Raw genomic sequence first — 26,737 nt, forward strand, 5'->3', positions numbered from 1 at the left:
ATAATCAGAACGAATTTTAAAACCTAAAATTACACTTTTGAACGAAATTATCATTGAACTTGAAGAAATTAGCCCAAAAGAGTTTTTTGGAGCTCAAAATGCTAATATCGAATTATTAAAAAAGTACTTTCCTAAGCTTAAAATTGTTGCACGAGGAAACAAAATTAAAGCCTTTGGCGACGAAGAATTACTCGAAGAATTCGATAGGCGAATTACCATGTTGTTAAAACATTTTGGAAAATATAACAAGATTGATGAAAACACCATTGAGCGCGTTTTAACCAGCCAAAGCAGCGACGATTACACCACCTCTAAGCAAAGTGGCGAAGTAATTGTTCATGGTGTTGGCGGTCGTTTAATTAAAGCACAAACAGCGAACCAGCGTAAATTAGTTGAAACCATGCACAAAAACGATATGGTTTTTGCTATTGGGCCGGCAGGAACAGGTAAAACCTACACAGGTGTAGCACTGGCAGTTCAAGCTTTAAAAAATAAAGAAGTTAAGCGCATTATTTTAACGCGTCCTGCTGTTGAGGCTGGCGAAAATTTAGGGTTTTTACCAGGCGATTTACAAGAAAAACTCGATCCGTATATGCAGCCACTTTACGATGCCTTACGCGATATGATAGCGCCAGAAAAACTAGCACATTACATCGAAAATGGCACCATTCAAATTGCGCCTTTAGCCTTTATGCGTGGTCGCACACTCGATAATGCTTTTGTAATTCTAGACGAAGGCCAAAATACAACACATGCCCAAATGAAAATGTTTTTAACACGTATGGGTAAAAATGCTAAGTTTTTATTAACTGGCGATCCCGGACAAATAGATTTACCGCGTCGTACCATTTCAGGTTTAAAAGAAGCGCTGTTAATTTTAAAAAATGTCGAGGGCGTGGGCATGATATTTTTAGACGACAAGGACGTCATTCGTCATTCCCTAGTTAAAAAAGTAATAGAAGCCTACAAAAGTATTGAAAACAGAGACTAATTTTTTATTAGAAGCTAATCCCGCTTTCCGCTATATCTTTTTTGCTTTTAATGGCAAAAAAGGATGCCGCTTCAATCGGGGCTAGGGGTAAACCAACAAAAAATGTACTTTTGCAATTAATTTTAAGAGCAGAAACAAAAACCAAAAATATTGAGCGCCAATAGCTGAATGCTAAAGGCTAAAAGCCAAAATAATGAGTAATACAATAACAGATACAAATTTTAACTTTCCCAATCAAAAAAGTGTATATAAAGGAAAAGTAAGAGAAGTATATAATATAAACGACGAACAATTAGTAATGATTGCAACCGATAGACTTTCGGCATTCGATGTAGTAATGCCAAAAGGTATCCCGTTTAAAGGGCAAATATTAAACCAAATTGCCACAAAAATGATGAAGGATACCGAAGATTTGGTTCCTAATTGGTTAGTAGCTACACCCGATCCTAACGTTGCGGTTGGTCATTTATGCGAGCCATTTAAAGTAGAAATGGTAATTCGTGGTTATATGAGTGGTCATGCAGCTCGCGAATACAAAGCGGGAAAACGCATGCTTTGTGGCGTGCCAATGCCAGAAGGCATGAAAGAAAACGATGCGTTTCCAGAACCAATAATTACGCCAGCTACAAAAGCCGAAATGGGCGATCACGATGAAGATATTTCGCGTGAAGACATTTTAAAACGCGGTATCGTTTCAGAAGAAGATTATATTGTTTTAGAAGATTATACGCGTAAACTTTTTAAACGTGGTACCGAAATTGCTGCAAAACGAGGCCTGATTTTAGTGGATACGAAGTATGAATTTGGAAAAACTAAGGATGGTAAAATCGTTTTAATTGATGAAATTCACACGCCAGATTCCTCGCGTTATTTTTATGCCGAAGGCTACCAAGAACGTCAAGATAAAGGCGAAGCTCAAAAACAATTAAGTAAAGAGTTTGTGCGCCAATGGTTAATTTCAAACAACTTTCAAGGTTTAGAGGGACAGACCGTACCACACATGAGCGACGAATATATTGAAACTGTTAGCGAACGTTACATCGAGCTTTACGAAAACATTACAGGGGAAACCTTTGTAAAAGGCGATGTTAGCGATATTCAAAGTAGGATAGAAGCTAATGTTTTGGAGTATTTAGGTTAATTCATAAAAAAATTAAATAAAAAAAAGGTTTCAGAATTAAATTCCGAAACCTTTTTTTATATCGTTACTTATCAGTTTAAATATTGAGCTCCGATAATAATGTTTTAATTTTTTTACTCGACGGTCTTGGAGCATCAGCAGATACAATATTACCATCAGGATCGATTAAAATAAATCGTGGAATACCACTAATTTTATAGTTTTGAATAAAATCGGTTTGCCATCCGTTTGGAGATATTACTTGAATACCACCAAGGTTTTCATTAGCTATCATTTTTTTCCAGCCTTCTTTGGCTAATTCGGCCGATTTTTCTCTGGTTTCGGCTCTATAACCTCGTCCATCATCCACCGAAAGACTTACAAAGGCAAGGTTTTTACCATGGTATTCTTTTTCTAAAGCTTTTAATGAAGGAATTTCAACTTTACATGGTCCGCACCAAGTAGCCCAAACATCTATATAAACATATTTTCCTTTTAAATCGCTTAACGATGTTGTGCCACCTTTAACGTTTTCAAAATTATCGAAAGTAGGCGATGGTGCTCCTTTTGGTAATGCCGTTCTTAAAGCAATACCTTGAGATAAATAGCGCTTATAAGAAAGTAGCATAGGTTCTAAACTTTTATTTAGGCCATTTGTTATTAAAGTGTCTATATTTTTATTGGCGGAGTAAAAGTTTGATAGTTTTGTTTTTATTCCGTTTAATTCATTTTCAAGCTCTTCTGCATTTAATTCCGAAAGGGCATCAATGTTTAATAATTCTTCTTGCATTAAGGCATTTTTAGCTAAAAAAGTACTGTGTTCAGCTCCAGATCCTGTAAAAGTAATAGACTCATCAAAGGCTTTAGTATCAAGAGCGATATCAATTTCGAAACCATTTTTTAGGAAAATATTTGTTGATTCGGCACCATCATAAAAATTATAAATCCCTGGTTCAACTTTTAAAGTATCACTAAAGGTTCCGTCTTCGTTAACTTTTATGGTTTTAGAATAGGTACGTGTTCTAATTAAGATTGAATCGCTGTTTTTATCGGTAATTTTTCCAGTAAGGGTTATGTAATCTTTGGGGGCTTGTTTACAAGCAATCACAGCTACTAAGGCAAAAGCACCTAAAAGGATTTTCTTCATGCGTTTTAAAATTTTAGATTTTAAAGGTATTAATTATGAGAGGGAAAACGGTTTATTTTGGTAAATATTAACATTAGCATATTTGCACAATAAATTATATGTTAAAAGCTCTTATTTTAGTAAATAGGCTTTCACCAGTAATTAATTATGTAGAGTACAGCTTTTAGTGCTTTTGTAAGTTTTAGTCACATTTAATTAAAATCGTGCGAGAAGCCCGCTTTCGTGTGCCGCTTCAATTTCTTCTGGAGTAGCTTTGTTATCTCCGTTAACATCAACTAAGTCGAAGAATTTATCTAATCCAATTTTACGATAACTTCGCCCTTTTTCATTTGCATAAGCAACAACCTCTTCTCTAGTAACTATGCAGTCTCCATTGGCATCAGTACCATTAAAACTATGATTGGGGTTAACTTTTGTGAACTCTGTGTCACTTAGTTTTCCATTTTTATCCGTATCAAATAGGTCAAAGAAGTTTATTATAGTTACTCTTCTGTATTCTCCCTGCTGCATAAAAGCTTCTAGCTCTTCACGCAAAACTGTTCCATCTCTATTTAGGTCAGCATTGTCCATTGGTCCATGTTCACTACTACCCGTAGGGCCTTCTTTTAAAGCTTCGCATGGAGTACGGTGGTCTTCATGTCTTGGAGGTCGTGGTGGCCTATTTTCATTGTTTAACATACTGTCTTGTTGGGTAGCATTGTTTTTGGCTTTCTTATTGTTTGCACCACAACAAACGAATAAAGTAACACTTAAAGCAATTAAAATTTTCTTTACTATTTTCATATTATATTTTTTTACTTTTCGTAAGGTTTTATCAATTTAGTGAATAGAGCTTGCGTTAAATTGCACACAACGGTAACATATAAGAATAGTAGCGGATTTTATGAGCTTACCTTTCAGTATGTTACTGTTGTTTAATTTATAAATTTAGTTTTGTTTAAGCGATTAACCGCTATTATTTTTATACAATGTTGTAGCTAGTACATTTTATTAGTTTAATTAAAAGTAGCCCCTGACTCAGACTACTTTTTAGTAAGAACTCAGCTATAGAGTTTGCTTACACCGTTTGTGTGTGTCGCTATTGCTAGCTGTCAGTTACGGTATGCCTTAATACACTTCTTGACTTCTTTTAGCTTGGAGTTCTAATCCAAAATCAAACTCTGTCCATTTTGTAAACCAGAATTTTTCTTGCTCAATTAATGTAATTTGATTGTCCTGAATATCGACTAAAGATAACAATTCTTTTTTGTACTTATATTTTTCATCTTTTAACTCTTTAATATAGATTTTTAAACTTTTTGAACCTCTTGTTTTAGCATCTTTAACTTTCCATTTAAGATGTGACCTGACTTCGTTATTTAGATATGGGCAAGTCATTATATCAAAAAAAAGTAATATTAATTCTGTATCATCTTTCCAGCCATAAATTTTACCTGTTTTAAATTTTTCTAGAATAACATTTTTCAACTCTTCCAAAATAGGAGAGTAAGCTTTAATGTTTTTAATATAAAAGAGCAAAACAGTTATTGAAAAATAGTTTAATTCACTATTAAAATTTACAGAATCATTTTGTTTAATTGTTGCATTAAAGTATGAGCATAAAACATTTATATTTAATCTATATTCCCTTCCTAATTGACTTAATGCAATTAAGAGATAAAGCGTCTCAATTTGAGTTTCTTTTTTGCTTTTATTTTTGTTAAGAATTAAATTTATTTCATCTGATATTTTTTTGAAAATGTTATGTTTATTATTAGAAGTGAAAGGTTCTTTATATTGATTTGTTTTGTTTTTTTTCAAAAAACTATTAATTCTGTCAATTATTAGACAAACTTTGATTGTTGAATTAACTTTGGGTGAAACAGAGTATAAAAAAAATGTTACATCAAGAATTTCTAAAAACCCTTTTTCAAATTCTTTTTGAGTTTTAATGGTGATTTCTTCTTCAAAATTTTTATACTTTTTGATTAATTTTTTAGTTTTATTATCTAGGACAGCCAATGTGTAATTCATTATGTCCTTGTATTCTACTTCAGATTCTTTAATGATTGATTTAAATCGAGTTATTACATTATTAGAACTGAAATATAGTATTGAATTTGATTGCTCATTCTCTTCTTCTATTATTTCTTTTTCTTTTAAAACTAAATGATTATTAAAGAGGTCATTTATTTTTTGTTTAGCAATACTTATTTCAGTAATTATTGGCTTGGAATATAATAATGACTTTTTATCGTTCAAGTACATTTTGTACTCTTTTAATGATAACTTAAATGCTTCAGTTATTTTATCAATCTGTGATTCTTCATTGTAAAAGATAAAGTAGTCATCTACATATCTAAAAATCTCATAATCGACCTTATGTATTAAATTACTTCCTTTAGAATCTATTGATTTTAGTCTTTCGTAGATATTAACATCTATTTGTTGTAAAATCAATTCGGCAAATATTCTTGAAAATTCAGGTCCAATAATAATCCCATTTGTTTCATTTGCATTTAGGTCTTGCATTATACAATCAAACTTACCACCAAAAGTAGCTTCTAGTGAATTAATATTTGATTTAACTATTCTTTTGTTTGTTAATGCCCAAGGAAGAGTATGAGTGTATATGCTATCGAAACATTTTGTGATATCTATTTTTAGTAGTTTATTATACTTTTTTTCGCTTCTATGAAATTGATATGATTCATAAAATTTATGGATGTTACTGTATTTTCTGTAACTAAAAAATGATTTTAAGTTTTCGTACTCACTATCATCTTGTTCAATTTGGGAGTGTTGCAAGTCTTTATCTTCATTTCTTTTATGAAGTACATCATTGTAAAATGTAAAATTTGCTACCTTGGATGGCTTTCTAATTGAAAAAGGACTTAATGAGGAATAATAGACTATTATGTTTTTATATTTTTCATAAAAGTCTACCATCTTACGTTGGCTAACAGGATGAATTACGCATAATTCCCTAAAATCATTTTTTTTATGTGTGATATTAAACCTAAATGGTTTAGTCTTTTCCTTAACACCAAAAAGAATTGATTCTATTTCAGAGTATGCTTTTCCGTATTTTAATTTATAATCGGCTTTCTCTTTACCTTTTAACTTGTTATGTTTGTTATGGAATTTTTGACTGTTTATTAAATATTTATAAAAATATCTATTGGAAAAAGTTACTGGTGTTTCATACGGTAAAACATCCGACAAAACAACTCGTTCTTTGGAATATGATATTGGAATTTTCTTTTTCATTCTACAAGTTTTTCCAGATTTGAGTCATTTTTCCATTTTTGTATGATTTTGTATTAAATCTTACTAGGCTTTTTGTTTTAAAACCATTTTCAAAAGACATCTTTTTTAGTTTATCGATAAGTTGACCATTTGTAGAAGAAGGTAATGCTGTTATTTTACCTTTTAAGTACTTGTCGAGTTTTTTTAAATCAGAATAAGGTATACTTAGAAACTCATTAGAAAAATAAATACCAATAAAAACATTACTTTTCCTTCTTAGTAGTTGATGATTATTAGTTAAGAACTTTATTCGTTTTAATAGCATTCTTTCAGTTGAGCTTTTCTTAGCTGAATATTTTGCAATTGAAGTATAATAATCTGAAAATGAATTGTCTATTTTTTTCTTATACCTTTCTAATTTGTCATCAGACATGAAGATTTGAATATCATCTTTGGTAATTGATTTCTCTTTTTTACTGTAAGATATTATAAATTTATAGCCTAAATATGTTAATTCATATTTGATAGATCTTTTTCTGTCTTGATTGTTCGGTGTCAGGTCAATTACCTTTGTTTTGATTGTGTTTATTTTTAATCTGGTTGAACTTAATAAGATGTTTTTAACTTCATTTTTATAAGTTTTAATTGACTTACTTTCATTTTTATGATTAGGAGTTATTATGATAACAATGTCATCTACATATCTACAGTAATAGGTTACGTTATTTAATGATTTAACTTTTTTATCAAAACGTCTTAAATATAATTCAGCTAAATAAGCACTAAATCCGATACCTCTTGGTATTCCTACACGTTCATCATCATTTGTTTTTATCCCGTCTGTTATTAATATTTTCCAGTATTGGTTTAAAACTTGTCTTATGATTTTCTTAGAAGGATAGCTAAGTAGACTATTTTCTTCAATTTTGGCTAAAAGTTCCTTATGTGGGATGGACTCGTAGAATTTTTTAATGTCTGTCCTGATAATTATTTTAGGAAAGCCATCATCAAGTAATAATTTTAATTGGTCAACAATTACCTTTCTGTTAGCTTGTTTAACTTTAAATGTTTTATAGATGTTTCTCTGTAACTGTTTAGTAACAAAATAATTTTCAGGATTATGTTCAATCTCATATAATTGACTACCCCACTTTATTTGTCCTTTTTTGATTTTTAATTCATAATCTTCAACATCTGTTTTTTCTGCTATTTTTATTAAAATGTTTTCAAGTTCTTTTTCTCTAGTTTTTTTAAGTTCGTCCTTCTCTGAGTTTAACTTATCAAGTTTTGTGTAATCCCTATCTTCGATTTTCGTTATCGACTTTACTTTGTAAGCCTCTTCCCTTATTTCTTTATTTTTTGCAATTATAGAGTCGGAAACCTCTCTTGATTTTTTAAAAATGTCTGTATTGAAAAATACTTTATCTTCAAGGTAACGACCTTTCCTATTTTCAACATCAAGGAGTATTCTAAAATTTTCATATGAGAATGATTGGTCTAGCATTTATAGGTTTCTTTATGTTTTTCTCGTATTGGCTACAACTCGTATTATAAACACCTTCATTAAGTTAGAGTTTAATTAAATTTAAACTCTAAAAATCAACTCTTCATAATCTGCAATTTCTGGGATAATATCGAGTGCTAATAATTCTTTTTGCGTTTTCATTACGGTATCTTTATCAATTAAAGATTGCGACCACTCGGTAATACTAAGCCATTCTTGTACATCTTCTAATTGTTGTTCGTAACGGTTTGCTATTGTTTTATCTATACTTGGTATGTCTTTAAAATCGAGCGTTGTATTATTAATTATCTCCAGGATGGTTTTTAATTCTTCAGGATTGTTTTCAATAAATTCTTCTCGTGCAGCAATTACAAAACAAGGCCAAGGTGTAGGGCAGTTACCAATGCGCCTAAAAGTACCATTATCTACCAACGGTTTTGTGGTAAATTTTTCCCACATAAAATAATCGGCAGCACCTTCTGTTAAGCCTTTTACTGCGCCATCTAAATCCTTTATTACTTCAAAATTTAAATCGGACTTTAAATCCCAATTATGGTTTTCGGCATTTATGTATGCCATTAAATGTGAACCTGAACCATAACGGCTTATTGCTGCTCTTGTACCTTTAATATCTTCGATGGTTTTAAAAGGAGAATTTGCAGCAACGTGAATGCCCCAAACCAAAGGTGTTTGCACAAAAGTTTGTACAATTTTGCTTGGGTTTCCTGCAATAATATCTTTAATAATTCCTTCGGTTAAAATTACCGCTAAATCTATTTCTTTATTTCGTAATGCCTTGCACATGGCTCCTGTACCACCATGATAATCGTGCCAACGTAAATTTATGTTTTCTTCTTTATACTCGCCGTTTTTTAGCGTTAAATACCAAGCTAAATTAAAGTGTTCTGGAACTCCTCCAATGTTAATTTTCTTCATTTAAATCGTGGTTAGATTTGTTCTACAATTGTGTTTAGGGCATAAAGTATTAAATCTTCAATTACTTTTGAAGGGTTTTCGCTAAAAGTTCCACTTGGCCTATTTGCTATTATCGCATTTAATGAAATAGCATGATGCCCTAAAAGTGCAGACAAACCATAAATTCCCGAGGTTTCCATTTCTAAATTTGTGATTTTTAAATTTTCGAAATTGAAACTTTCAAGTTTAGAATTTATATCTGAATCTTGAATGGGCAGGCGTAACACCCTTCCTTGTGGTCCGTAAAATCCATTGGCAGTAACCGTAATACCTTTATAGGTGTTATTATTAAAAAATATTTTAAATAGCTTTTCGCTAGATTTTATAGCTAAAGGATTTGATTTATTTTTACTCCAATTGGTTTGGTTTATAAAAGCTTTCTCGATATTAGAATGACTTATATTATCTGTAACATAAAATTGAAGTGTGCCATTAATATCTAAACCATATTCGCTAACCAAAACAGAATTTACTGGTATTTCCTTTTGAAGCGAACCCGAAGTTCCTACGCGGATAATATTTAAACTTGTTAACTCTTTTTTAGGTTGCCTAGTTTGTAAATCGATATTAAAAAGTGCGTCTAATTCGTTTAAAACAATATCAATATTATCAGAACCTATTCCGGTTGAAATAACTGAAATACGCTTGTTTTTATAATATCCGGTTTGCGTTTTAAACTCGCGTTTATGGGTTGTAAATTCAATGGAATCGAAATGGCAAGTTACTTTTTCAACCCGATCGGGGTCACCAACAAAAATTATGGTTTTGGCAACATGTTCGGGTTTTAAATTTAAGTGGTATACGCTGCCATCTGGATTAAGTATGAGTTCAGATTCTTTAATAGACATTTAGTGCAGATTTGATTAGCTTGTTTTCGGTTTTACTAAATTGATAATTTAATCGTTCTATACCACCATAGCAAATGTTATTGTTAACTTCGTTTGAAACATTGTATTTACCTAATAAAGCTTCATGACCCTTCCGGTTTAATACTATCTTATTGTCTTCAACGGTATAAAATAAATCAAGCTTATTAATTATTCTAGACATTTGTAAATCGCCAAATCCGTAGTAACCTTGGTAGTTTAGCGCGTATCCTAACAAGTGGTTTTTAGAATTAATGTCATGTTCTTTAATTATTTTTAAAATATTTGTTTCTAAAATATTTAAACCCGTTACGCTATCGGGAAATCGTTCTAAATGCGCTTTTAAACAATTGCTTAAATATTTAAACGAAGATGATTTTACTATAAAAGGTTTTAACAAATTATGATCTATACCGCAATAAATTCCCCAAACGGTTGTTGCGAGATCAATATCTTCCTTGGTTAAAAGCGTTTTGTTTTTGTAATGTTTTTGTAATTGTTTTGATGAAATTTCAGCTAATCCTTTTAAATCTTTTTCACCCTCAATTCTTCCGCTACAAACTAAATAAATAGGCAAGTTAATTTTTTTCTGTTGCAACAAACTTATGGCTGCTACCATATTTATATGGCAAAACAAATCATATTCAAACCACAACACAATTTCGGAATAAGCATTGGCATTATCAAGTTTTCCAAGTTCAGAAATTATTCTATTTTCATCAATTTCAATATCGTAAGTTTCATCAAAAAAAGTTTTTCTCTTCTCTAAAAAATCCTGCGAATATATAAATTCTTGTGTAGGCCCTTCGCACAACATTTCGTGCCACACTATAATTTCGCCATCAATATTTAAATCAATTAAAACTTGAGTTAATGCATCTCCGTTTGTAATGTGTAGTTGTTTTTTACCCATAATTTAGCCTCCAACGCGCTTTACTTTAAAGCCTTTATTTTTAAGAATAGACATGATTTTATCGCGATAATCGCCCTGAATAATAATTTTATCATCCTTAAAACTACCGCCAACACTAAGTGCTGTTTTTATTTCTTTTGCTAGTTGTTTAAAGTCTTCGGTGGCTCCAGTATAGCCTTCTAAAATAGTAGTTGGTTTACCTTTACGTTTCTCGTATTTACAAATTATAGGATCGTCTTGCATCCAAATATCAGATGCATCATCTATATTCGATGGGGTTTCTTCGGGTTTATGATCGGGGAATAAATTTTTGAGCTGGTCTTGTAAATCCATTTATTTACTTTTTTATAAGACCAAGTTCAATTAAACGCTCTGTTAAAAATTCACCAGCGGTAATATCTTCGTATTGCTTTGGGTTTTCACTATCTACACAACTATCTAAAACATCTAATTTCATACTACTAACAGGGTGCATAAAAAATGGAATTGAATAACGCGAAGTTCCCCAAAGTTCTTTTGGCGGATTTACAACACGGTGAATGGTAGATTTTAATTTATTGTTAGTGTGGCGCGAAAGCATATCGCCAACATTTATCATAAGCTCATCGGGTTCTGCTATAGCATCGATCCAATCACCTTTATGGTTTTGTACCTGTAAGCCTTTACCTTGAGCACCCATTAAAAGTGTAATTAAATTAATATCGCCATGTGCTGCTGCACGAACGGCTTCTTTAGGTTCTTCGGTAATTGGTGGGTAATGTATAGGGCGTAAAATAGAATTGCCGTTGTGTATAAAAGCATCAAAATAAGTTTCTTCTAAACCTAAATGTAATGCTAGGGCACGAAGTACATATTTTGCCGTTTTTTCAAGCATTTGGTAAGTTTCTTTTCCTACCTTATTAAATTCTGGCAATTCGCTAACATTTACATTATCTGGATATTCGGCCTTTAATTCATCATTATCATCAACATACTGCCCAAAATGCCAAAATTCTTTTAAATCACCTTCTTTTTTACCTTTCGCACTTTCTTTACCAAACGATACATAACCACGTTGACCACCAATACCTGGAATTTCGTATTTCTGTTTGGTTTCAACAGGTAATTCAAAAAAGTTTTTTACCTCATTGTAAAGTCTTTCAACTAAATTATCATCTAAAAAATGCCCTTTTAAAGCTACAAAACCAATTTCTTCGTAGGCCTTTCCAATGGCATTTACAAACTGTTGTTTTTTATCTGGATCGTTAGAGGTAAAATCTTTTAAATTTACGCTAGGAATACTATTCATTTGAAGTTTTTTAAAATACGTGTAAATACAAATGTACGAAAACAATCGAATTTTCTAGTAACCTGAAACTAATTTACATTTTTACAATTTATAGTATATTTGATTGTATTCCTTGTTAATTTTTAAAGGTTTAATTGTTAAATATTTATGGACTTCAAAAAATATAACCTTTCAAAATCTGTTTTAACAGAATTGTATAAAAACATGCTAAAACCTCGGTTAATAGAGGAGAAGATGCTTGTTTTATTACGGCAAGGAAAAATTAGTAAATGGTTTTCGGGTATTGGGCAAGAAGCCATTTCGGTTGGTGTAACAATGGCTTTAAATAATGAAGAATACATATTACCGATGCACCGTAATTTAGGGGTTTTTACAACGCGAAATATACCGTTAAACCGTCTTTTTGCGCAATGGCAAGGTAAAGCTTCAGGTTTTACAAAAGGACGAGATAGGTCGTTCCATTTTGGTACCCAAGATTATAAAATTATAGGTATGATTTCGCATTTAGGGCCTCAATTAGGGGTTGCCGATGGTATTGCGCTAGCATCTAAACTTAAAAAATTAAATACAGTTACTGCTGTTTTTACAGGCGAAGGTGGTACAAGCGAAGGCGATTTTCACGAGGCCTTAAACGTAGCTTCTGTTTGGCAATTGCCTGTTTTATTTTGTATTGAAAATAATGGTTATGGCTTGTCAACACCAACAAACGAACAGTATAACTGCGAACATTTGGCCCATAGAGCTTTAGGTTACGGTATGGAAAGCCATATTATTGATGGTAATAATATTGTTGAAGTGTTTAAAAAAGTAAGCGAATTAGCAAAAAGTGTTCGAGAAAACCCACGACCTATTTTATTGGAATTTAAAACCTTTAGAATGCGTGGACATGAAGAGGCGAGTGGTACCAAATATGTTCCTGATGAACTTTTAGAAGTATGGCGAAGCAAAGATCCTATTGATAACTTTAGAAGTTATTTATTCGAGGACTCAATTTTAAATGAAGACTTTGAACTAGAAATTATTGAAGCCATTACAAATGATATTGAAGCTAATTTACACCTTGTTTTTGAAGAAGAAGAAATAAATTCAACCATAAGTAATGAATTAAATGATGTGTTTAAAAATATTAAATATCAAGAATTTAAGCATGAAGAAAACACAGAAAATATTCGGTTTGTTGATGCTATAAGTGAAGCTTTAAAACAAAGTATGGAACGCCATAATGATTTGATTATTATGGGACAAGATATTGCTGAATATGGCGGTGTTTTTAAAATAACTGAAGGTTTTGTTGAGCAGTTTGGTAAAGATCGTGTTAGAAATACACCTATTTGTGAATCTGCCATTGTGGAGACCGCCATGGGCTTGTCAATAGCTGGAATGAAATCGATTGTAGAAATGCAATTTGCCGATTTTGCTTCGTCCGGATTTAACCCCATTGTAAATTATTTAGCAAAATCGTATTACCGTTGGCAACAAGAAGCCAATGTGGTAATTAGAATGCCTTGTGGCGGCGGTGTTGGTGCTGGTCCATTTCATTCGCAAACTAACGAAGCTTGGTTTACTAAAACGCCAGGACTAAAGGTGGTTTATCCTGCATTTCCTTTTGATGCTAAAGGCTTGTTAAATACAGCTATTAACGACCCGAATCCGGTGATGTTTTTCGAGCATAAAGCTTTATATAGAAGTATTCGGCAAGATGTACCAACAAATTATTACACTTTACCTTTTGGAAAAGCGAGTATGGTGAAATCTGGTAGCGATGTTACTATTATCTCATACGGCGCAGGAATACATTGGGCTTTGGATACATTAGAATCCAATTTAGATATTTCGGCAGATTTAATAGATTTAAGAACACTTCAACCATTAGATACTGAGACTATATATGTATCGGTTAAAAAAACAGGAAAAGCAATTATTTTACAAGAAGATTCGCTTTTTGGTGGTATAGCAAGTGATATTTCTGCTTTAATTATGGAACATTGTTTTGAGTTTTTGGATGGGCCTGTAAAACGTGTAGCTAGTTTAGATACGCCTATTCCTTTTGCTAAAAGCTTGGAAAATCAATATCTAGCAAAATCTCGCTTTGTAACCGAATTAAAGGCTTTATTAGCATATTAAATTTATGAAAAAACTCTGTTTTATATTGCTGATAGTTTTGTTTTCATGTGAAGACCATAAAACTAAAACATCCACTTTTGAGGATGGATTTAGCTGGAATTCTGCGTTGGTAACTGCAACGGCGTATAATTCTTTAAAATATCAAACGAGTTCAAATCCTAATATTACAGCTTTTGGAGATAGTTTAAAACCTGGTTTAAAGTACATTGCAGTGTCGCGCGATCTTTTAAGTCGGGGACTAAAACATAACACTCCAGTTAAAATTGAAGGATTAACTGGAGTATATTTAGTTAAAGATAAAATGCACTCTCGATGGCGAAACCGTATAGATATTTACATGGGTGTAAATGTCGATTCCGCTTTACAATGGGGAAAAAAACGGGTTTGTATAGATTACGGATTACCTAAAAACCAAGAGTAATTTTATTTTGTTTCTGCTTCAGACAGTATAAACGGATATGCTTCTTTAACTTGGTTTAGTTCTGTTTTACCTAAATCTTCAGGTAGTTTATTAAATTTTTGTTTGCTGTAATTACATCTTAAAACATAATATGCTTTCGATAATTCGTTTTGTACTTCTATAAACTTATTGTAGGTTGTTAAATCGCTAACCTGAAGGGAAATAACGGCTTTATTGGGGTTATCTGAAGCTTTTGGGTTTTGTTCTCCGCTACAATAACCGCAGGATTTATCGCCGTTATTATCAACAAAATTAATAACTATTGTCTGCAGTTCATTAATGGTAATTCGGTTATTTTGTACCATTAACTCATCTTTTTCATTAATTAAAATGGTTAAGATGTTTCGATCTGCAATTATAGCATTGCAATCTCCGGTAGGGCAATTTTTAGGTAGCTGCCTGTTTAAACCTGCATCTGAAGAAATTGTAGCAGTTACTAAAAAGAAAATGAGTAGTAAAAATGCGATATCGGCCATAGAACCGGCATTTACTTGTGGCGATTGTTGTGAATGTCTCATAATAAAAAGTTTAAAATGTTAATAAAAACTTAAATCACAAAAACAATACCATAATATTCTAAAAAACAATCATTTAATAAATTGCGTAAAAAATCAAGAAATTAATATAATTTTCAATTAAAATAGTTTTTAGGTACAATTATTGTTAAACAGATACTAAAAATTAATTGTCTGTTCGCTGAATGATTAATTATTAAATATATTTGAAGTTGTTATTAAAATTGTTTTTTATAGAATTTATGTCATCTAAATACATTTTAATTTTTATTTTATTGATTTCGTTATCTAGTTATTCTCAAATAGATAGCGGTAAAAAATCAATTTCTATTCCGGCAGTAGAAACTAAAAAAGATTCTGCTGTAAGTAATGTATTTTCTAATACTAACCCAAAAAGCAATACTCAATTTGGTTTAAACACACCAAAGGTTTCTCCTAATCTAGAGCTTCCTAAAAAAGAATTTTCTATGTTTCCTGAGGAAGAATTTGGAAATCCTGGAGAACTTTACTCAAGTAAATTAGATAAATTAAACAAAGTGGTTTTGCCAGAAGGCCATGGTGAGTTTTCAGGTTTAAAAGAAGATGCTTATTGGGGCGATTATAGAACAAAATCTGATTACGTTAAAGTGTTATACAGAGATTACGGTCGTGTAGACGGCGATGTACTGCGAATTTTAGTAAACGATGATATTGTAAAACCAGCGGCGTATTTAAGTGATGGTTACTCTGGTTTTAAACTAAAATTGGTAGATGGGTTTAACAAAATAGACTTTTTTGCCGTTAATGAAGGTGAGTTTAAACCTAACACCGCGGCTTATAAAATTGTAGACGAATGGGACAATGTTGTTTCAAAAAAAGTTTGGGCATTAGCACAAGGCGTAAAAGTGACTATAATAGTTATTAAGGAATAGTGATTACATCAATTTCTTTTAATTCTTCAGCTGTAAAACTTAAATTATTGAGTGCTTTTATATTTTCTTTGAGTTGATTTGGTGAGCTTGCTCCAATAAGTACAGAGGCTACTTGTTTTTGCCTCAAAATCCACGCAATGGCCATTTCAGAGAGTTTTTGGTTTCGGTTTTGCGCAATTTCATTTAATTTTTGAATCTTTTCAATATTTTTATTTACGGTTTCTTTTTGCAAATACGTTAAATTTTTAGCTGCTCTAGAGTTTTCTGGAATGCCATTCAAATATTTATCGGTAAGCATTCCTTGAGCTAAAGGAGAAAAAGCAATGCAGCCAACACCGTTTGCTTCTAATGTTTCAAGCAACTCGTTTTCAACCCATCTATCGAGCATAGAATAGCGCGCTTGGTGTAAAATAAACGGTACTTTTAACTCTTTTAATATTTTCGCAGCTTCGGCCGTTTCTGTAGGATTATAATTCGAAATTCCAACATATAAAGCTTTTCCTTGGCGAACAATATCGGCTAGGGCAAGCATGGTTTCTTCCAAAGGAGTTTCTGGATCTGGCCTGTGATGATAAAAAATATCAACATAATCGAGCCCCATGCGTTTTAAACTTTGATCTAAACTGGCTATTAAATATTTTCTAGAGCCAAAATTACCATATGGCCCTGGCCACATATCGAATCCGGCTTTTGTTGCAATAAAAAGTTCATCGCGGTAATTTTTAAAATCATTTTTAAAAATAATCCCAAAATTTTCTTCGGCAGAACCAAATGGTGGACCGTAGTTATTGGCTAAATCGAAATGTGTAATTCCAAAATCGAAAGCCGTTCTTAAAATTTCTCTTCCGTTTTGCAAACTATCAATAAAACCGAAATTATGCCATAAACCTAATGAAATAGCAGGTAAAAGAATGCCGCTTTTTCCGCTTCGGTTATAACTAATTTCATTATATCTATTTGGGTTTGCTTGGTAGTTTACCACTCCCGATTTATCGTTTATCTGCATGATTTAGTTCAGTTTAAAAATGAAAGTTATGTATAATTCATTTTATAATTGTAAAAAGATTTGATAAATATATGCTAATATTATTTGATGCAATTATAGCTTACGGTAATTAATTGTTAAAAGAAATTCTACATTTTAGCTTAATATTACTTTTAGAAACCCTTTAAAGATGTTATTTTTGCACGTCAGAAAAATTTAAACATGTCCGTTTCAAAAACAGAATTAGAAGAAAGAAAAACAGGAAAAGACCTTTATAGTTATCAAAAAGGTGCAATAAATAAGATTTTTACAGCTTTCGAAGAATCTCCTTCCGATTACCATTTACTTTATCAGTTACCAACAGGTGGTGGTAAAACAGTTATCTTCTCTGAAATTGTAAGACAATACCTTAAGCATCATAAAAAGAAGGTTATTGTAATGACGCATCGAATTGAGCTTTGTAAACAAACCTCGAAAATGCTTACCGAATTTGGAGTTTTAAATAAAGTGGTTGACAGTAAAGCAGATTTAAGCGATCAAGCCGATTACAGCTGTTTCGTGGCCATGGTTGAAACTTTAAATAACCGCTTAAACGATAACAAATTAGATATTTCTGATATTGGCTTAGTAATTATTGATGAAGCACATTACAATTCATTTACTAAACTGTTTAAATTTTTTAGTCAGTCGTTTATTTTAGGGGTTACGGCAACACCTTTAAGTTCGAGTATTGAATTACCAATGACTGATAATTACGATGAGCTTATTGTTGGTGAAAGTATTGAGTCGTTAATAGAAAACGGGTTTTTGGCGCGTGCCGAAATGTTTACTTATAACGTTGGGCTAACATCGTTAATTGTTGGAGCTAATGGCGATTATACGGTTAAATCTTCGGAAGATTTATATACGGATAACGATATGTTAACCAAATTGTTACAAGCCTACGAAGAACGCTCGAAAGGTAAGAAAACACTAATTTTTAATAACGGTATAAATACGTCTTTACACGTTTATGATACGTTTAGAAGAGCGGGTTACCCAATTGCACACCTCGATAATACAAATACTAAAAAGGAGCGTGCCATGATATTAAAATGGTTTAAGAAAACGCCAGATGCGATATTAACATCGGTGAGTATTTTAACCACAGGATTCGATGAGCCAAGTGTAGAAAGTATTATTTTAAACAGAGCCACCAAATCCTTAACGCTTTACTACCAGATGATTGGTCGTGGTTCGCGTATTTTTAACGATAAAAAAACGTTTTCGGTAATTGATTTAGGTAACAATTTCCATCGATTTGGTCCATGGGGTGACGATTTAGATTGGCAGCGTATTTTTAAATCTCCAAACTTTTATTTAGATAATATTTTAAGTGACGAAGAACTTGAAAGTAATTTTAGGTATGAAATGCCAGATGAGTTGCGCGCAGAATTCGCTAACTCTAAAGATGTGTATTTCGATATTCAAAAAACCTATGTTAGTTCAATTAGAAACGGAGAATCATCAAAAGTGGTATTGGAGCGTTCTATAGAGCATCATGCTAAAATTTGTATCGAAAATAGCGAAGATGTTTACGATGCTTTAGCCTTAGCTAAGAAATTAGGAGATGATATTGATTTTAGAATTGGGCGTTATACAAAATGTATTAGTAAAAGTACTTTTAACTTTGTTGAATGGTTAAAAGGCGATTATCGTAAAAAATTAAATTCCTATTTACGCAATAATTTCGATGAAGTTTTTGAAGCCATTCACGGATATCCACCAGAGGATTAATTTATTTACTTCTTTTATAAACTAAACACAAAATAAGCTTTAAATTAGCATTTTTATTTTAAGCAAACTATGAGTGTTTCCCGTAAAACAATCTCTATTGTATTAGCCTTTTTTGCTATTTATGTAATTTGGGGATCAACTTATTTACTAAATAAAATTGCGGTTACGCAATTGCCACCGTTTAAAATTGCCGCTTTACGTTTTATATCTGCTAGTATTATCATTTTTATAATTGCTAAAATTTTAAAATTAGATATTTCAATAACTAAAAAGCAATTAAAAAATACTATTATCGCCGGTTTTTTATTTTTAACATTTGGTAATGGCGTAGTGGTTTGGGCCTTAAAGTTTGTAGATAGCGGTTTTACAGCCTTAGAAATTTCTGCACAACCGCTAGTAGTTCTAATTTTAATGCGCATTTTTCAGAAAAAGAAGATATCTGCTATGTCATATATTGGTGTGGCTTTAGGTTTTATTGGTATATATTTACTGGTGAGTCAAAAACAAATAATTAGTCAAGAAAATCAAATTACAGGAATGATTATGATTTTTATTTGTATGATAAGTTGGGCTTATGGTAGTTTATTTGTTGGAAAAGCCGAATTACCTAAAAATTCGTTTGTAAATACAGCATATCAAATGCTTTTTGGCGGAATTATGCTGCTTATTTTAAGTTTTTGCTTTGGTGAAACTTGGACAGCACCTAACACTTGGAGCACTAATGTAATATGGTCTTTATCAGGCTTAATTATTTTTGGTAGTACTGTTGCCTTTACGGCATTTAACTATTTGTTAAAAGAAGTATCACCCGAAAAAGTGGCCACGAGTACTTATGTTAACCCTATAATAGCACTTTTATTAGGTTGGTGGATTTTAGACGAAACAATTACTGTGCAATCTGTTATAGCAGCAGTTATATTATTAACAGGCGTTTATTTTATTAATACAAAACGCAAATTTAAACCGAGAAGTATTGGACGTTAAAGCAGCAATAAAATTCATGTTAATAAGCACTATGGCTTTTGCATGTATGAACACCATAGTAAAATCGCTAGTAAATGTAAATGCATTTCAAATTGTGTTTTTTCGTTCGGTAGGATCTTTGGTTTTCACGTTTGGGTTTTTATTTAAAAATAAAATTCCAGTATTAGGAAATAATAAAAAATTAATGATAATTCGTGGTTTAGTAGGTGTTACTTCTATGTCGCTTTACTTTATGTCTACCAAATATTTACCCATTGGTACTGCGGTTACATTACGTTATTTAGCACCTATTTTCGCTTCGGTTTTGGCTATTTTTATTTTAAAGGAACGTATTAGAAAATGGCAATGGCTATTTTTTGCCATAGCCTTTTTTGGCGTTTTAATTATTAAAGGATTCGATACTCAAATAAACACATATGGTTTAGTACTTATTTTGGTTGCGGCACTTTTTAGCGGAATGGTTTACGTTGTTTTAAGCAAAATTGGCAAAAGTGAACATCCGGTAGTAGTTGTAAATTATTTTATGGTAATATCTACTATTGTTGGTGGGGTTATTTCAGTTTTTAATTGGACTACGCCAACAGCAATGGAATTAGTTTTATTGCTAAGTTTGGGGGTTTTTGGTTATTTTGGGCAGGTTTACATGACTAAGGCGTTTCAAGTAGCATCGACAAATCAAGTAGCTCCTTTAAAATATTTAGAAGTTATTTTTACCGTATTGTTTGGTGTTTTTATGTTTTCCGAAATTTATACGGTTTGGAGTTTATTAGGCATCGCTTTAATTATAACTGGATTAATCTTAAACGTAGTTTATAAAGCTAAAATGGACAAGAATAAATGAAAGTACCCGGTAGTATAAATAACATTAGAAGAAAAATTATGCGAACCATTACCAAAAACGTTGGTAAATCGTATAAAATTCCAAATGTTGATGCATCAAAGCCATTGCCTGTAAAAAATGTACTAATAATTAGGCCAAACCACAGGTTAGGAAACCAATTATTACTTACTCCAATAGTGCAAGAGGTTATAAATACGTTTCCAAATTGTAATATCGATTTATTTGTAAAAGGAGGTGTGGCTGAACCCGTTTTTCAAAATTACGAAGCCGTAAATAAAATTATTCAGCTACCAAAAAAGCCATTCAATCATCTTATTAAATATGTTATGGTTTGGGTTTCAGTAAAACAAAAAAAATACGATTTAGTAATAAATGGCGATACAAACTCATCTTCTGGTAAATTATTAACCAATATTAGTCGAGCTAAATTTAAAGTGTTTGGCGAGCATTATGACGATATTGCGAGCAAATTTCCAGATTACAGACATATTTCAAAAAAACCGATTTATAATTTACGCCGATTTTTAGAAAACCTAGGTTTTGCAAAAAACGAAAGTGAATTACCTGTTTTAAATATAAAATTGAACAATGCTGAAATTGCAAATGGTAATCGAATTTTAAATGATATTATAAAAAACGATAAAAAAACTATATGCATTTATACAAATGCTACAGGCTCCAAGTGTTATTCCGAAGCTTGGTGGGGCACTTTTTATGATAGGTTATTAAAAGAATACCCAAATTACAATATAATTGAGATGTTACCCATTGAGAATATTTCGAAAATTAATTTTAAAGCACCTCATTTTTACAGTAAAGATATTCGTGAAATGGCAGCAATTATAAAAAATACTGCTGTTTTTATTGCGGCCGATAATGGCGTAATGCATTTGGCAAGTGCCAGTTTAACGCCAACAGTTGGTTTTTTTGCTCCAACAGATTTAACAGTGTACGGGCCTTATGGCAACAAAAATATTGCCTTAAATACAAACGAATCCTCTATAAACGATTGGATTAAGGCCATTAGCACCATATTAGATTAACTATATATTATTCTTTTTAATTCGGTTATAAAATTGTATTTTAAGGAAAAATAGAGTTATGAAAACGTTTTATGCCTTAATATTAACAGCTGTATTTATTCAGTTTTCTTGTAAATCATCAAAAAATAAAGCAAGCGAAAGTGAAATAAAAACTTTAACGCAATTAGTTGAAAATAAAAAATTTATAATAGAGTCTGATTGGGCAAACCCGCAAGTTACAAATGCCATGCAGCAAGTTTTAAACTCAGGAATATTGCAACCGGGTAGTAATGCGAGTAGTATAAATTTAATTGGTAATTCAAATTATTTAAAAATTTCTGGCGATAGCATATATTCTTATTTGCCGTATTTTGGAGAAAGGCAAATGCATGTTAATTATGGTGGCACCGACAGCGCCATTCAATTTAAAGGATTAATGAGTGACTATAAAGTTTCGAAACGAAAAGATGCTGGTTATAATATTTCATTTAATGCTAAAAGTAATTCTGAAAACTTTAATGTTTACATTACACTTTGGCCAAATTTAAAAAGTTCGATGTCTTTAAATAGTTCTTCTCGATTTTCTATAAGCTATACAGGGTCTGTAAATAAAACTGTAGAATAAATTGGTACGTAAAGCGGAAAAATAAACGGTTTATCTATTAATCGTATAAATTATTAAATCAAACGAGTTTTTTAGAATCATAGTTATTAGTTGATTAATTTTGAGTTGATTAATTAATACTTGTTCCATGAAAAAGTCTACCTTCCTTTTTAGTTTATTAATTACTTTATGTGTATTTAATACTTTAAATTCTCAAGAAACGGCAGCTCTTAGTAATGATATTCCTCAAAATTTTAAGAAGCGAAGTCCTGTTTACGATTATTCCGAAAAACATTTAAATAATGTCGATACTATACCTGATTTTGTTTCAAAAACAAACAAATTAAAAATTACGGGTACTATTTTTGAGAGTGATGGTGTTACACCGGCTAAAAATGTTATTCTTTTTATACATCAGACCGATGAAAATGGAAACTTTGAATTAAAACGTGAAAATAAAAAACGTTATGTTCATCATCGAGGTTGGATAAAAACAAATGCAGATGGAAAATATACCTTCTACACATTTGTTCCAGGTTCTTATTTTAATGGAAAAGAAATTAAACAAATTTTACCTATTATTAAGGCGCCCGGTCAAGACGAAAAGAAAATAGAATCTTATGTTTTTAACGATGACCCTTCTTTAAAAGATTCTTGTCGAGAGGATATCGAGAAAACAAATCCGACAAGAATTTTAGACTTAACTTTTAATAAAGAAGAAGGTTTATTTATTGCAAAACGAAATATTATTTTGGGCAAAGAAGAAACAGATTCGTTTTAAAAAATGTCGTATTTATTGCAGTAAGCAATAATTTCTGCTGTAGAATTTAATTCTATTTTGCTTAGTATATTTTTCCTGTGCGAACTAACGGTTTGATGGCTTATGTTTAAATAGCCTGCTATAGTTTTTGTTGTATTACCTTTAGCAATTAAAGAAATTATTTCTAATTCTCTTTTTGATAGTAGCGCTACCAAGCTATCGTAATAATAATTTTTAACATACAAAGTTTCAAAAATATTATCCTCATTCAAAAATTTACAAGTAGCAATAATTGGACGACATTTACCATTCCCAGTAACCGTATTTTGAGAATATCCAATAATTGGTTTTCCGTCGGCGTCAAAAAAAATAGGTGTTTGTTGAACTTGCATATTTTTATACGCCCCATTACTATTTCTGATACGATAATTCCAAGAATATACTACACGCCTCCGTTGTTCTAATTTAAGCTTTGTCATGGTGAATGCCATTAAATCTTCAAAAGCTTTTAAAAGAATTGGCAAATCATCTGGATGGTAATGAGAAATATAGTAATTAAGACCATTCGAAATCATGCTATTTCTTTGTAATCCTAAGGTTAATTCAAAATCTTTACCTACGTATTCGTAGGATTGTGTAGAGGTATTAGTTACCAAAATAAAGGATTCTAACGATGGGGTATGGTAATCTAATTCTTTAAGTCTGTCAATATAATTTTTTACCAACTCACCATTGTAGTTATTATTCGAATTAAAAATCTTACTATAAGATACAATATTGGCATCCATAAAAAAGTCTTATTTGATTTGTTTTCAATGTAATAAAAAAATATTTAATACAATAAATACCATTCAAAGAAAAAAAAATCCTTTAAAGTGTTTTGTTTTGATATACCATTTTATTCATATATTTTGCTGAAAAATATTTTCTTAAACTTGATTAATAGTTATTTTTAACTTCAATAAAATTTTAAGTATGACAAAAAAAGTTTTTGTTTCAGGTTGCTTCGATATGTTGCATAGTGGCCACGTCGCGTTTTTTAAAGAAGCGTCTGGCTTTGGCGATGTTTATGTAGGTCTTGGCTCAGACAAAACTGTTTTCGAGTTAAAAGCGAGAGAAACAATTAACTCGGAAGACGAACGATTATATATGGTAAAAGCCATTCGCCATGTAAAAGATGCATTTGTAAACAGTGGTTCTGGATTATTAGATTTTGAAAAAGAACTCCGCGAATTAAAACCAGACTATTTTGTAGTAAACGAAGATGGTTATTCCGATTTAAAACGTGAAATCTGCGAAGAATTAAACATAGAATTACATGTTTTAGAGCGTTTTCCTGAAACTGGCTTGCCAGAGCGATCTACGACTAGTATACGCAAATCGAACTTTTGCAACTTGCCTTACAGAATAGATTTAGCAGGTACTTGGATAGACCAACCTTACGTATCTAAATATGCTCCAGGTTGGGCATTAACATTATCATTAGAACCTATTTTTGAATATTTTGAGCGAGCAGGTATGTCTACCTCAACTCGTAATGTTGCAAAAAAAATATGGCCGTATAACTTACCATTAGAAAAGCCTAAAAAAATAGCTAAAATGCTTTTTAGTTTCGAAAACATTCCTGGTAAAGAGTTTGTTTCTGGTGCTCAAGATGCCATTGGTATCTGTATGCCTGGTTTGGTTAGGCATTATTATGATAATGGGTATTGGCCACTTAAATTTGAAGAAAATCATGACGAAGAAACATTTAAATGGTTAGAAAAGCATATTAGTATGGTATTGCTTTGGCCACGTGAAGATGATTTAGATTTGTTAGGTGAAACTTATATTAACGAAGAAAATGTAAAATCGCTTACACAGGCAGCTGAAAATACTTGGCAAGCCATAAATAATAAAGACTTAAAAGGTTTCGCAAAAGGAGTTGTAGACTCATTTAATGCCCAAACAACAATGTTTCCTGCTATGGTAAACAAAAAAGTACTTAAAGCTATGGAGCCTTATAAAGAGAAAGCTCTTGGTTGGAAACTTTCTGGAGCAGGTGGCGGTGGTTATCTAATTTTAATTTCGGAGAAACCAATTGAGGGGACAATGCCAATTAAAATACGCCGTAAAGGATCGGAATTATAATTTTTATAAAAAATAAAACATAAATAAACAGCGGTAGTCCAGTGCTTATTGCTGTTTTTTTATTTCGCTCCTGTAAATTTTCCTTTATCCTCTACAGTCATAACACCCCAATCTGCAATAGACTGCACTACTGGAATTAACGTTTTTCCGAATTCTGTTAACGAATATTCTACCTTTAATGGTGGTTTGGAGGTGTAAACTTTTCGTTTTATTAAACCATCTTCTTCTAAGTTTTTTAGTTGTAAACTTAATGTGCGTTCGGTAACAGTTGGCATTTTTTTTCGCAGCTCATTATAGCGTAATGTCTTATTTATAAGATGGAAAAGAATCACTGTTTTCCATTTTCCGCCAATAAGTCCCATGGTTAAACTAGCACAACATGGGTATTCTTTTCCTTTAAATGTATACATAGCATCAATTATTACTTAACACAAAGGTATAATACTATAATTATTTATACAACTATACTTTTTATAGTAAATTTAACAACCTTTATAAACCCTTGCTGTTACTATGATTTAAACGTTTTTAATTCAACTTTGTTATACTATCATTTACGACCGTTCTTGTATAAAAGTATTACTAACATTATTTTTGTAACTATATTTTTTATAGTTTAAATATTAATACAAAAATCACTTATAATGAATTTAAAAGAAATACTAAACTGGCGATACACCACTAAAGAATTTGATTCAACCAAAAAAATATCTAAAGAAGATATGGATCAAGTAAAAAGCTTGTTAAGAATGAGCGCATCAAGTGTAAACTTACAACCTTGGCATTTTATTATTGCTGAAACTGAAGAAGGAAAAGCACGTATAGCAAAAGGAACACAAGGTTTTTTCCACTTTAACGAACCTAAAGTAACAAATGCTTCAGCTGTTGTGCTTTTTTGTGCAAAAACAGATGCCAATGAAGACTATTACAAACACATTGCAGATGTTGATGATAAAAATGGACGCTTCCCAAATGAAGATATAAAAAACGGATTTATAGGTGCTGTTAAAACATTTGCCAATATCCATAAATACGATTTAAAAGATTTAAATCATTGGATGGAAAAGCAAGTATATCTTAACATAGGTAGCTTTTTGTTAGGTGTTGCAACTTTAGGAATAGATGCCACACCAATGGAAGGTATTGATGTAAAAGCTTAAGATGACGAATTCGGGTTAAGAGAAAAAGGATTTACAGCTTTAGTTGCCGTTTCTATAGGCTATAGAGCAGAATCTGACTTTAACACCACAGATAAAACACCAAAATCTAGATTACCAGAAAGCGAAATCTTCACTGAAATATAAATTGTAACTACACTCTAAAGTCGTTTTCCGACCAAACAATATATTAAAAATTGTTAATTTGGTTAACAGAAGAAAAAGCCACAAAATGTAAAATACATTATATGTGGTTTTTTTTTACTATACTATCAAATTTATGTAAAGATGTCAGAACGTCATAAAAACCAATCAGGCACATATTTTGACAATGATAGAGGAAGTTATAATAATGCGCATCCTGATGCATATTATGAAGACAAAGTGAAATTATTAGTAACTTTAACGGAAAGCATAATTAGCAACTAAAGTTTAA

General features: G+C 31.5%; 27 protein-coding genes. 14 read left to right on the forward strand and 13 right to left on the reverse strand.

Annotated features, from left to right (window positions below; genetic code table 11):
• The first annotated feature begins 37 nt into the window (after window positions 1–37).
• Together LG651_RS09210 and LG651_RS09215 are read left to right on the forward strand one after the other, a co-directional pair.
• Window positions 38–991, forward strand: a complete 954-nt coding sequence (locus tag LG651_RS09210; protein WP_226695842.1) for a PhoH family protein — start codon at window positions 38–40, stop codon at window positions 989–991.
• Window positions 992–1,184: 193 nt separating this feature from the next.
• A complete protein-coding gene (locus LG651_RS09215) occupies window positions 1,185–2,132 on the forward strand; it encodes a phosphoribosylaminoimidazolesuccinocarboxamide synthase (protein WP_226695843.1) in 948 nt (315 codons plus the stop codon).
• A 76-nt stretch (window positions 2,133–2,208) separates the two neighbouring features.
• On the opposite strand, the gene LG651_RS09220 is transcribed toward LG651_RS09215, so the two are convergent.
• From LG651_RS09220 to LG651_RS09260, 9 genes are all read right to left on the reverse strand, one after another.
• A complete protein-coding gene (locus LG651_RS09220) occupies window positions 2,209–3,258 on the reverse strand; it encodes a TlpA family protein disulfide reductase (protein ID WP_226695844.1) in 1,050 nt (349 codons plus the stop codon).
• Between the two features lie 195 nt (window positions 3,259–3,453).
• Window positions 3,454–4,041 carry an EF-hand domain-containing protein gene (locus LG651_RS09225; protein ID WP_226695845.1) on the reverse strand — a complete coding sequence of 196 codons (588 nt, stop codon included), beginning with the start codon at window positions 4,039–4,041 and terminating at the stop codon, window positions 3,454–3,456.
• 324 nt (window positions 4,042–4,365) lie between these two features.
• The gene (gene drt3b / locus LG651_RS09230) at window positions 4,366–6,507 is read right to left on the reverse strand and encodes an antiviral reverse transcriptase Drt3b (protein ID WP_226695846.1); all 2,142 of its coding nucleotides are present in this window, start codon (window positions 6,505–6,507) and stop codon (window positions 4,366–4,368) included.
• A gap of 1 nt (window position 6,508) precedes the next feature.
• Window positions 6,509–7,990, reverse strand: a complete 1,482-nt coding sequence (drt3a, locus tag LG651_RS09235; protein WP_226695847.1) for an antiviral reverse transcriptase Drt3a — start codon at window positions 7,988–7,990, stop codon at window positions 6,509–6,511.
• A gap of 81 nt (window positions 7,991–8,071) precedes the next feature.
• Entirely contained in the window at window positions 8,072–8,926 is an 855-nt protein-coding gene (locus tag LG651_RS09240) for a substrate-binding domain-containing protein (RefSeq protein ID WP_226695848.1), read from the reverse strand.
• A gap of 11 nt (window positions 8,927–8,937) precedes the next feature.
• The gene (locus tag LG651_RS09245; RefSeq protein WP_226695849.1) at window positions 8,938–9,813 is read right to left on the reverse strand and encodes a nucleoside phosphorylase; all 876 of its coding nucleotides are present in this window, start codon (window positions 9,811–9,813) and stop codon (window positions 8,938–8,940) included.
• Window positions 9,803–10,744 carry a DUF1835 domain-containing protein gene (locus LG651_RS09250; RefSeq protein ID WP_226695850.1) on the reverse strand — a complete coding sequence of 314 codons (942 nt, stop codon included), beginning with the start codon at window positions 10,742–10,744 and terminating at the stop codon, window positions 9,803–9,805. Before LG651_RS09250 ends, LG651_RS09245 begins: the two co-directional genes overlap by 11 nt.
• A gap of 3 nt (window positions 10,745–10,747) precedes the next feature.
• Window positions 10,748–11,077: a translation initiation factor gene (locus LG651_RS09255; protein WP_226695851.1), complete on the reverse strand. Its 330-nt coding sequence runs from the start codon at window positions 11,075–11,077 to the stop codon at window positions 10,748–10,750.
• Between the two features lie 4 nt (window positions 11,078–11,081).
• Window positions 11,082–12,032, reverse strand: a complete 951-nt coding sequence (locus tag LG651_RS09260) for an isopenicillin N synthase family dioxygenase (protein WP_226695852.1) — start codon at window positions 12,030–12,032, stop codon at window positions 11,082–11,084.
• Between the two features lie 147 nt (window positions 12,033–12,179).
• Between LG651_RS09260 and LG651_RS09265 the strand changes: the two genes are divergently transcribed.
• The gene (locus tag LG651_RS09265; RefSeq protein WP_226695853.1) at window positions 12,180–14,156 is read left to right on the forward strand and encodes an alpha-ketoacid dehydrogenase subunit alpha/beta; all 1,977 of its coding nucleotides are present in this window, start codon (window positions 12,180–12,182) and stop codon (window positions 14,154–14,156) included.
• Window positions 14,157–14,160: 4 nt separating this feature from the next.
• Window positions 14,161–14,577, forward strand: coding sequence for a 3D domain-containing protein (locus LG651_RS09270; protein ID WP_226695854.1), 417 nt, complete (start codon window positions 14,161–14,163; stop codon window positions 14,575–14,577).
• A gap of 2 nt (window positions 14,578–14,579) precedes the next feature.
• Here LG651_RS09270 and LG651_RS09275 read toward each other — a convergent pair whose 3' ends face one another.
• On the reverse strand, window positions 14,580–15,134 hold the full coding sequence (locus LG651_RS09275) for an ExbD/TolR family protein (protein ID WP_226695855.1): 555 nt from the start codon (window positions 15,132–15,134) through the stop codon (window positions 14,580–14,582).
• 239 nt (window positions 15,135–15,373) lie between these two features.
• On the opposite strand from LG651_RS09275, the gene LG651_RS09280 reads away from it, so the two are divergent.
• Entirely contained in the window at window positions 15,374–16,042 is a 669-nt protein-coding gene (locus LG651_RS09280) for a hypothetical protein (RefSeq protein WP_226695856.1), read from the forward strand.
• On the opposite strand, the gene mgrA is transcribed toward LG651_RS09280, so the two are convergent.
• Window positions 16,032–17,048 (reverse strand): L-glyceraldehyde 3-phosphate reductase, encoded by a 1,017-nt coding sequence (gene mgrA / locus LG651_RS09285; protein ID WP_226695857.1) that lies wholly within the window; start codon window positions 17,046–17,048, stop codon window positions 16,032–16,034. The two genes, LG651_RS09280 and mgrA, sit on opposite strands and share 11 nt — an antisense overlap.
• Before the next feature lie 201 nt (window positions 17,049–17,249).
• Here mgrA and LG651_RS09290 point away from each other — a divergent pair, with 201 nt between their 5' ends.
• The 6 genes from LG651_RS09290 to LG651_RS09315 all read left to right on the forward strand — a co-directional run bounded on the left by LG651_RS09290 (window position 17,250) and on the right by LG651_RS09315 (window position 23,035).
• Window positions 17,250–18,803: a DEAD/DEAH box helicase gene (locus LG651_RS09290; protein ID WP_226695858.1), complete on the forward strand. Its 1,554-nt coding sequence runs from the start codon at window positions 17,250–17,252 to the stop codon at window positions 18,801–18,803.
• Between the two features lie 69 nt (window positions 18,804–18,872).
• On the forward strand, window positions 18,873–19,787 hold the full coding sequence (locus tag LG651_RS09295; protein WP_226695859.1) for an EamA family transporter: 915 nt from the start codon (window positions 18,873–18,875) through the stop codon (window positions 19,785–19,787).
• Complete coding sequence (locus LG651_RS09300) at window positions 19,777–20,628, forward strand: DMT family transporter (RefSeq protein ID WP_226695860.1); 852 nt, start codon at window positions 19,777–19,779, stop codon at window positions 20,626–20,628. The genes LG651_RS09295 and LG651_RS09300 overlap by 11 nt, the downstream gene beginning before the upstream one ends.
• Entirely contained in the window at window positions 20,625–21,671 is a 1,047-nt protein-coding gene (locus LG651_RS09305; RefSeq protein WP_226695861.1) for a glycosyltransferase family 9 protein, read from the forward strand. The genes LG651_RS09300 and LG651_RS09305 overlap by 4 nt, the downstream gene beginning before the upstream one ends.
• A 58-nt stretch (window positions 21,672–21,729) precedes the next feature.
• On the forward strand, window positions 21,730–22,275 hold the full coding sequence (locus LG651_RS09310) for a DUF4251 domain-containing protein (protein WP_226695862.1): 546 nt from the start codon (window positions 21,730–21,732) through the stop codon (window positions 22,273–22,275).
• Between the two features lie 127 nt (window positions 22,276–22,402).
• A complete protein-coding gene (locus tag LG651_RS09315) occupies window positions 22,403–23,035 on the forward strand; it encodes a peptidase associated/transthyretin-like domain-containing protein (RefSeq protein ID WP_226695863.1) in 633 nt (210 codons plus the stop codon).
• Here LG651_RS09315 and LG651_RS09320 read toward each other — a convergent pair.
• Complete coding sequence (locus tag LG651_RS09320) at window positions 23,032–23,802, reverse strand: LuxR C-terminal-related transcriptional regulator (protein WP_226695864.1); 771 nt, start codon at window positions 23,800–23,802, stop codon at window positions 23,032–23,034. The two genes, LG651_RS09315 and LG651_RS09320, sit on opposite strands and share 4 nt — an antisense overlap.
• Before the next feature lie 187 nt (window positions 23,803–23,989).
• On the opposite strand from LG651_RS09320, the gene LG651_RS09325 reads away from it, so the two are divergent.
• Complete coding sequence (locus tag LG651_RS09325) at window positions 23,990–25,144, forward strand: adenylyltransferase/cytidyltransferase family protein (RefSeq protein WP_226695865.1); 1,155 nt, start codon at window positions 23,990–23,992, stop codon at window positions 25,142–25,144.
• A 59-nt stretch (window positions 25,145–25,203) separates the two neighbouring features.
• Here LG651_RS09325 and LG651_RS09330 read toward each other — a convergent pair whose 3' ends face one another.
• On the reverse strand, window positions 25,204–25,554 hold the full coding sequence (locus tag LG651_RS09330) for a winged helix-turn-helix transcriptional regulator (protein WP_226695866.1): 351 nt from the start codon (window positions 25,552–25,554) through the stop codon (window positions 25,204–25,206).
• A 234-nt stretch (window positions 25,555–25,788) separates the two neighbouring features.
• Here LG651_RS09330 and nfsB point away from each other — a divergent pair, with 234 nt between their 5' ends.
• Together nfsB and LG651_RS09340 are read left to right on the forward strand one after the other, a co-directional pair.
• On the forward strand, window positions 25,789–26,304 hold the full coding sequence (gene nfsB / locus LG651_RS09335; protein WP_226695867.1) for an oxygen-insensitive NAD(P)H nitroreductase: 516 nt from the start codon (window positions 25,789–25,791) through the stop codon (window positions 26,302–26,304).
• 285 nt (window positions 26,305–26,589) lie between these two features.
• A complete protein-coding gene (locus tag LG651_RS09340) occupies window positions 26,590–26,730 on the forward strand; it encodes a hypothetical protein (RefSeq protein ID WP_226695868.1) in 141 nt (46 codons plus the stop codon).
• The last annotated feature ends 7 nt before the right edge of the window (window positions 26,731–26,737 follow it).

It is taken from the genome of Neotamlana sargassicola (assembly GCF_020523965.1).
Taxonomy (GTDB): Bacteria; Bacteroidota; Bacteroidia; order Flavobacteriales; family Flavobacteriaceae; genus Neotamlana; species Neotamlana sargassicola.